This is a genomic window from Meiothermus luteus (assembly GCF_003574085.1).
Taxonomy (GTDB): Bacteria; Deinococcota; Deinococci; order Deinococcales; family Thermaceae; genus Meiothermus; species Meiothermus luteus.
Window position 1 is genome coordinate 88,384 of record NZ_QWKZ01000001.1, and the last position, 6,600, is coordinate 94,983.

At 63.3% G+C, this 6,600-nt stretch carries 9 protein-coding genes; 7 read left to right on the forward strand and 2 right to left on the reverse strand.

The window, feature by feature from the left end:
* Window positions 1–5 precede the first annotated feature (5 nt).
* The 5 genes from Mlute_RS00540 to Mlute_RS15445 all read left to right on the forward strand — a co-directional run bounded on the left by Mlute_RS00540 (window position 6) and on the right by Mlute_RS15445 (window position 2,847).
* Window positions 6–632 (forward strand): hypothetical protein, encoded by a 627-nt coding sequence (locus Mlute_RS00540; RefSeq protein WP_119358828.1) that lies wholly within the window; start codon window positions 6–8, stop codon window positions 630–632.
* On the forward strand, window positions 629–1,063 hold the full coding sequence (locus Mlute_RS00545; protein WP_119358829.1) for a hypothetical protein: 435 nt from the start codon (window positions 629–631) through the stop codon (window positions 1,061–1,063). The genes Mlute_RS00540 and Mlute_RS00545 overlap by 4 nt, the downstream gene beginning before the upstream one ends.
* A gap of 109 nt (window positions 1,064–1,172) precedes the next feature.
* A complete protein-coding gene (locus Mlute_RS00550) occupies window positions 1,173–2,543 on the forward strand; it encodes a coiled-coil domain-containing protein (protein WP_119358830.1) in 1,371 nt (456 codons plus the stop codon).
* Window positions 2,540–2,692 carry a hypothetical protein gene (locus Mlute_RS15520; protein ID WP_013012832.1) on the forward strand — a complete coding sequence of 51 codons (153 nt, stop codon included), beginning with the start codon at window positions 2,540–2,542 and terminating at the stop codon, window positions 2,690–2,692. Before Mlute_RS00550 ends, Mlute_RS15520 begins: the two co-directional genes overlap by 4 nt.
* Entirely contained in the window at window positions 2,659–2,847 is a 189-nt protein-coding gene (locus Mlute_RS15445; protein WP_147371013.1) for a hypothetical protein, read from the forward strand. Before Mlute_RS15520 ends, Mlute_RS15445 begins: the two co-directional genes overlap by 34 nt.
* A gap of 46 nt (window positions 2,848–2,893) precedes the next feature.
* On the opposite strand, the gene Mlute_RS00555 is transcribed toward Mlute_RS15445, so the two are convergent.
* Window positions 2,894–3,364: a hypothetical protein gene (locus Mlute_RS00555; RefSeq protein WP_110528495.1), complete on the reverse strand. Its 471-nt coding sequence runs from the start codon at window positions 3,362–3,364 to the stop codon at window positions 2,894–2,896.
* Between the two features lie 494 nt (window positions 3,365–3,858).
* Between Mlute_RS00555 and Mlute_RS00560 the strand changes: the two genes are divergently transcribed.
* Both Mlute_RS00560 and Mlute_RS00570 read left to right on the forward strand, forming a co-directional pair.
* Window positions 3,859–4,956: a vWA domain-containing protein gene (locus tag Mlute_RS00560; protein WP_244403987.1), complete on the forward strand. Its 1,098-nt coding sequence runs from the start codon at window positions 3,859–3,861 to the stop codon at window positions 4,954–4,956.
* A 351-nt stretch (window positions 4,957–5,307) separates the two neighbouring features.
* Window positions 5,308–6,027 (forward strand): sigma-70 domain-containing protein, encoded by a 720-nt coding sequence (locus tag Mlute_RS00570; RefSeq protein ID WP_119358832.1) that lies wholly within the window; start codon window positions 5,308–5,310, stop codon window positions 6,025–6,027.
* Between the two features lie 66 nt (window positions 6,028–6,093).
* Here the strand turns inward: Mlute_RS00570 and Mlute_RS00575 are convergent, their stop codons facing one another.
* Window positions 6,094–6,354, reverse strand: coding sequence for a hypothetical protein (locus Mlute_RS00575; RefSeq protein WP_013012836.1), 261 nt, complete (start codon window positions 6,352–6,354; stop codon window positions 6,094–6,096).
* Window positions 6,355–6,600: the final 246 nt, after the last annotated feature.

The window sequence follows — 6,600 nt, forward strand, 5'->3', positions numbered from 1 at the left end:
CAGCGTTGAAAAGGTTGGTTATTCTCGGGGGGGCCGCGCTGGCCCTCCTGGTCTCTGGATGCGACACCTTGTCCGGGATTGCGGGTGAGTTTCAGCCCACGCCGGAGGTGGAGGTGGTGGGGGCGCTCGAGGGGGCTTGCGTTCGGCTCGAGGCCATCAAGGAAACTCGGACGGTCGGGAGCTGGACGGGGTGTACAGCCCCGTACACCTTCCGGGTCAGCTTGCCGAACGGGGCGTACACCCTGGTCGGACGGGCCGAACGGGATGGGCTGGTCTATCAGGAGGGCCGGACGGAGGCCACGCTGGAACGCGGACGCCGAACGCTGGTGGGGTTGTCCCGTAAACGGGTGAACGTTCAGGTGACAGCGGCCTGGGTTGACCCTGGACAGGGAGGACTTGCTGAGGCCTGGATGCTCCCCCAGGAGGCGGCGGGCGTGCCCACCTACGCCGACACCCCACCGGCCACCCTGAACGGGCGGGTGCTGGTGGCTCGTGAGGTGGTGGCCCAGGGTAAGGCCACCCTGTCCACCCCGACCGGGAAGGACGTGGCCTTCCGGCTGGTGCAGGGTGAGACCGAGGGGGTGGTGCGGGTCAGCCGGTTGGAGGCGGACGGGAGGGTGGTGGTGCCATGAACGAGCCCGAACGCCGGACGAACAAGGACGGAACGCGGGTGGTGTTCTGGGCGCTGGCGGCCCTGGTGTACGCAGCCTATATCGGGTTGGCGGTAATGTACTCACCCAACCTGCTCGCAGTGGCAGTCCTGGCTGTAATCCCGGCTTTGCGGCTTGCCTCGCACGAGGCGACGGCGGGGCTGGGTATAGGACTGGGTTCGGGCTGGACGGTGGGGGTGCTGTCTATGGGCCCCCGGCTGGACGAGCAGGGGTTCGTGCAGGCGATGATGGTGGCAGTAGCGGCAGCCTACACCGCACAGATGCTCGTGCTGGCAAGCAGGCAGGAGCGGCGGAGCTGGTGGTGGGAGATCGGTATGGTGGTTGGCTTCGGGATATGGCTTGCCTGGGTCAAGTACACGATGGGCCCCCTGCCCTTCCCAGTCAAACCCTGAAACTGGGCATGTTTGTAGCGCCTTATTTACCACCTTCCCCCTCCCCCGGACACCCCCTGTCCTTTTGCGTGTGGGCGAGAGGAAAACGCTAAAAAGACAGAGGTTGAAAATGTCTAACGAGGATGAAGAAAAAAACGTGCAGGCGAGAGAAAAGGTGGTTGAACCCCCTCTGGTGGACAGGGTGGAGGGACAGGATGGACACCCCCTGGACACCCCCCCTGTCCTGGCTGTGGACAACCCGGATGGACAGGGTGGACAGGGTGATGGACAACCCCGGACAACCTCAAAGGACAGGATGGACAACCCAGTGGACACCTCTGGACAACCCCCGGACAGGGTAGGGACAACCCCGGACAACCTGGATGGACAGGATGGACAACCCCCCCTGTCCAGGGTGGACAACCCCCTGCCGGTCGCTGAAGCGAGACCTCTGCCGGTCGCTGAAGCGAGACCTCTGACCGGCAAGAACCGCACCCGCTGGCGGGAGGACTACCGGGCGGTGTTCGGGGAGGTGGACGAGCTGTTCGAGGCGCGGGTGAGCCGGGCCATGCGCTTGATGGAGAACGGAGCGGTGCGGAGTCGGAAGGAGGCCCTTGAACAGATCAGGGACTTGCCTCCCGAACCGAACAGCCAGGAGGAGCCAGGGGGCAAGACTGCCCCAGTTGGGTCGGACGTACAACCAAACGTGGACACCGAAACGAGCCCTGCTTCCTCTTCCGAGGAAAACCGCAGCCGCCTCAAGTGGATCGAGGCTTACCGGACGGTGTTCGGGGAGGAGCCGAACGGACAGCTAGCCGAGGCCCGGATGCGGGCGGCCATGAACTTCTACAGCCCCGAACGTTCGGTCGGACGGCGGCAGGCTTTAGAGGCCGTGCGAGCGTCCGAGGAGGAGGCGGCCAGCCGGACGCGGGAGGCCGAACGGGTGTTCAAGGTGGACGAACCGGACGATCCCCTGTTGGGACGGGCAGGGCCCGTACACCGAACGGACGAGGAGCCAGAGGGGGAGTGGCTCCCCCTGCCCAGCGAGGACGCCCTGACCCTGGGGGCGGCGCTGATGAAGATAGGCCGCCTCGAGGCCGAGGTGGAGGAGCTACGCCGGACGGTAACCCGGCTGGAGGAGCGCCTGCACCGCACCGAGACCCGGCTGGGGGGGATGGCCCCAGGGCTTCGGGCCTTGCGGGAGGCGGTACGGGAGGCCAGAGACCTGGTGCTGAAACTGAGCGCTCGGGTAGACACCCTCGCGCCTGCTTCCTCTTCCGAGGAGAAGTCCGCGCCTCCGGGCAAGAAGGAGATACGGGAGCTCCGGGCACGGATGGACGAGGAGCGCGGGCGGATACTGCTGGAGGTGGAGAACCGGCTGGAGGAGGCCGAGGAGCTCATGCGGCGCTCGACGGAGAGCCGCATCGCGGCGCTGGAGTCGTGGGTGCGGCGGGTGAGCCGGTATCTTGGAATGGGTAAGAAAGGAGGACTGTTCAGATGACCCTCGAGCACGTCGCTTTAGTCTGGCAGAACGGGGTGGGCTTCGGCTTCAAGGCCGGGGTGGGGGTGGGAATTGCGGTGGGTCTGCTGCTGGCCTGGCTGTGGCTGGCCTGGCTGTGGCGGTGGGTGCGTTCGCAGGCCGGGCGCTGAACGACGCGGGCCTCCTCGGGGACAGGGATGCCCAGCCAGACCTTGGGGTGGACGAACTGAGCCCCGGGCACGGCCAGCCGGGTGGTGAAGGAGGGGTGGACCCAGGCAAGCCCCTCGAGCAGTTCCCCGAAGCCAGCCTGGATGGGGCTCACTGACCACCCCGGGTGACAGACGCCTTTCCTCCCGCCCGCCGTAGGAGTGTCAACGCGGCTTGAACCTCACTCGGGTGAAGCCTAGAGTCTCGCTGTCGAAGGAGTAGCCCCGGCTCAGGTCAGCCTCCGGCTGGCTAGGATCAGCGAACGTCATCAGATCAATCAACGGCTCTAAAGTTCGGTCTAGCAAGACCGTCAAGCCCAGCCACTCCTCCCGCGCTCGCTCGAAGGCTGCACGATCGAGCAGGAGTTGCTCGAGTTCCATCACCCCTGCCCGCAGTCGGACCAGGTCCTTTAGGTAGCGCAGGTAGGCCTCATCCATGGGTTCCACTGGTCGAGCGGCAAGACCCAACAGCAGGGCATTGACTTGTCCGTTCAGCTCCGAGACAGCCTGGGTTACTGCGGCCGCGAGCTCGAGGCCTCCTGGGCCAGGCTCCCGAGCCAGACGGCTCAGCGCTTCGGCTGCCTCGAGTAGGCTCCCCCGCAGCAACTCTAGATCAGGATCAGACATGGGCTGCATGTTGCCAGTATAGACCTGGGACCTTTGCATACCGCCCAGCAGGTCATCCAAACATCCTTGGTCTAGTTCTTACTGTTAGACTTAAGTCCATGAACAAGGTTCGTTTTTTGTTAGCGTTAACTGCATTGCTATCAGCTTGTTCTGTCAGTCCCAGCAAGGTGAATCTTGGTCAGGAACGACCCGACCCTGATGCTGTCACTGTTCAGTTCGATCCCATAGGAGGTACGGCTGGGGGTGTAAGCGCACAGGGGATCGACATCAGCCTATGCGTCTTCACCCTGAATTATCCGCACCAGTCGGGGTACAATCCTACCGAAGTCAAAGCCGATGCCATCGGTCGATGCCCGCCCAGCAGTGAGCCCTTCCTCCTCACAGCGTTCCTGGAGCTAGAACGCAACCAGGGCGGGGTCTGGACCAAGGTTGCCACCGGCCCCCGGGTCCGTAAGGAGGTGGGAGCGGCAGGTGCGACCTGGAGGCAGTACGAGCTGGTCGTTGTGGCCACTTGCCGTGACGGAGTCTACCGAAGCAAGCTCAACATCGAGGCGGTCAACCCTGATGGCGGGGTGATCGCGATTCCGCTAGCACGGCGGTACTCCAACGAGCGCAATGTTCAGTGCAGACCCCGCGCAGTATCGTTGGTGGTCGATGATACCGGCTCAATGGGCAGCGTCATCGGAGCGGTCAAGGCTTCCCTCGCCGGGTATATAAATAGCATCCCTGAGGACGAGTACACCCTGTGGAACCTGATCACCTTCAAAGACGACGTCAGGGTCCTGGGCACCACCACCGACCGCAACGCCATCCTTGGTTGGGTAAATGGCCTCTACGCCTGGGGTGGCGATGACTGTCCCGAGAACGTGCTAGGCGGAATCAGCTCGGGGATCTTGGCCCTTTGGCCTTATGTGGACCACACTCGAGATCTGGTGGTAATCACCGACGCCTCAGCCCAGCCCGGCGACGTGAGCGGGATCCTCGCGGTGGCCAAGCTCAACAATGTCCGGGTGAACGTGCTGCTCTCAGGGGATTGTGGTCTCCCGCCCGCTTCGGTATCCAGCCGGGCAGGCATTGGCGTTCAGAGCGTGAGCACAACGGCGCTTTCTAGCCAGGTCGTGCTCAAGCGCATCGCCGAGGAAACCGGGGGCAAGTACTTCTACCTCCCCGGCGGAAGCCAGTCCGATTTCGAGTATGCCCTGGGTGAAATCTTCAACAACATCCGGGACACCGACCCTTCCACGGTAGACCGTGAGCCCCCCAGTGTTACCGTGAGCGTTACCCCATCTACCCTCTGGCCACCCAACCACAAGCTGGTCGAGGTCAAGCCTGCTGTAAGTGCCAGCGACAACCTCGACCCTACCCCAAGGGTGGAGCTGGTCGGGGTGAAGGTAAGCGAGCCCGACGACGGCCAGGGCGACGGGAACACCGCTGATGACGTGCAGATCACCACTAACGGCCGGATCTTCGTGCGGGCCGAGCGCAGCGCCCAGGGCAACCGCCGCGTCTACACAGTCACGTACCGGGCCACCGACGCCAGCGGGAACACTGGCTACGGCTCGGCCGACGTGGTGGTACCCCATGACCGCTCCGGAAAGTAGGCTACTGAAGGTTCGCAACGCCGGGCGGGTCCGCCCGGCGTTGCCGGCTGCGGAGAACTCGACGCTTCTCCAAGGGCCAGGGCGCCCGTATGAGGATGCGCCTGCCGTCGTATATCTGTTGGCGGTAGACGTCGGACCCTGCGTAAGCGCGCTGACCGGAACGGAGGTATGCGGGCCTTAAAAACACGACCGCGGCCATACATAACACCTAGACACCTAACCCCCCTTGCGGGGGGCTTCGGTGCAGGAAGTAAAACCATCAGCACTCGGCTGTGGCAGCCTTCGCAGGCGTCCTCAGTATGTCACTTCTTATTGCCGTTATCAAGTATTATATTCCCAGGAGGTAAAGCCATGTACGACAGCATCCGGCTGATGGTCGGCGGCCTCGGGCTTTTGTCGCGGGAGATGGTCATGCGGAACTACATCGCTTACAAGCACGGGGATGGCCAGGCTTTCGAGGCCCTGGTGGCGCACTACGGCTACCTGGCGTTCGAGAAGGCTTTCCGGCTGTTCCACCGCCTCGGCGACGAGGCCCGTGACCTGGCCCAGGAGCTTTTGTGTGAAGTGGTGGAGGTGCTCTCGAAACCGCTTCCCTCCGGCTCCAAGAACCTCACCTTCTGGGTGAACGTGGCCCTCGACCGCAAGGTCCGGGAGCGGCTGACCCAGGACGGCGTGGGCACGTACCGCGAGAACCGGCTTCTCAAGAAGCTGGTGGCGGTGCGGCTGGAGCTGGAAGGGGAAAAGGGACGCGCCCCCACCCACCCCGAGCTGGCGCAGGCCCTCGGGGTCGATGAGGAGACCCTCGAGCGCCTGCTCTACCTGGAGGAGGCAAACCGCATTCTCAGCCTATCGGCTCCACACCCGGAGACCGGCACACGGCTGGAGGAGATGGTTGCGTCAACCGAAGAGGAAGACGTGCTCGAGGAGCTTGAGGAAGCCCTGGAGAAAGCCCGACTGGGGCTGAAGGCTGAGGAACTCTCTACACTCGACCGCTTCCTGGCGGGAGAGGAAGTCTCCCAGGCCAATCTGGACGCCCTGGCGGCGACGCTCAAGGCCCGCATGGTCGCATAGCAGGCAAGCCTTTTTGCCTTCCGAGGATCATCCCTGTCCTTGGAAGGTTCTTTTTTGGGCCGGTGGCTAGTTCATCGGGCCGCGCTCGCGGAAGTAAGCCCCGTTGCTGTCCCATACCGGCACCAGACGCCCGTTGAGACACCCCTCGAGGAACTCGAGCATCCGTGGGGCAGTCTGGCATTCGATAACCACCGTATCGCCTGAAACATCAAGCAGAGGCTCTTCCCCGAGTGACGCAGCCATGTGGCGCAGAAAGCAGGCCAGGTCCTCCGGGTGATCGGTGTCAACGAAGCGAACTCGGGTTCCTTCGTGAATTGCTTTAGGCATAGCTCCATCTTAACGCAAGATGGCCGGGAAAGCCCGGCGCATCTGCGGTCAGGAGGGGAAAAGGCTTCCCCTTCCACTTTTTATGGTACTCGAGGGGGATTGAAGCGGTCAAGATTGAACAATACAATATTGTCGTCAGGAGGTAAAAATGGAAAAGGTTTTTGTCTGTCCAGATCTGCGCACCGGCGAGAAGCTTGCGGAGTTGCTCTACCTGGGCTTCAAAGCAGGTGGACTCGTCGAATGGGA

Coding starts and splice junctions, on each gene's coding strand:
- Mlute_RS00555 (WP_110528495.1), bottom strand. CDS start 3,364: ATGCAGCCCATGTCTGATCCTGATCTAGAGTTGCTGCGGGGGAGCCTA.
- Mlute_RS00550 (WP_119358830.1), top strand. CDS start 1,173: ATGTCTAACGAGGATGAAGAAAAAAACGTGCAGGCGAGAGAAAAGGTG.
- Mlute_RS00545 (WP_119358829.1), top strand. CDS start 629: ATGAACGAGCCCGAACGCCGGACGAACAAGGACGGAACGCGGGTGGTG.
- Mlute_RS00570 (WP_119358832.1), top strand. CDS start 5,308: ATGTACGACAGCATCCGGCTGATGGTCGGCGGCCTCGGGCTTTTGTCG.
- Mlute_RS15520 (WP_013012832.1), top strand. CDS start 2,540: ATGACCCTCGAGCACGTCGCTTTAGTCTGGCAGAACGGGGTGGGCTTC.
- Mlute_RS00575 (WP_013012836.1), bottom strand. CDS start 6,354: ATGCCTAAAGCAATTCACGAAGGAACCCGAGTTCGCTTCGTTGACACC.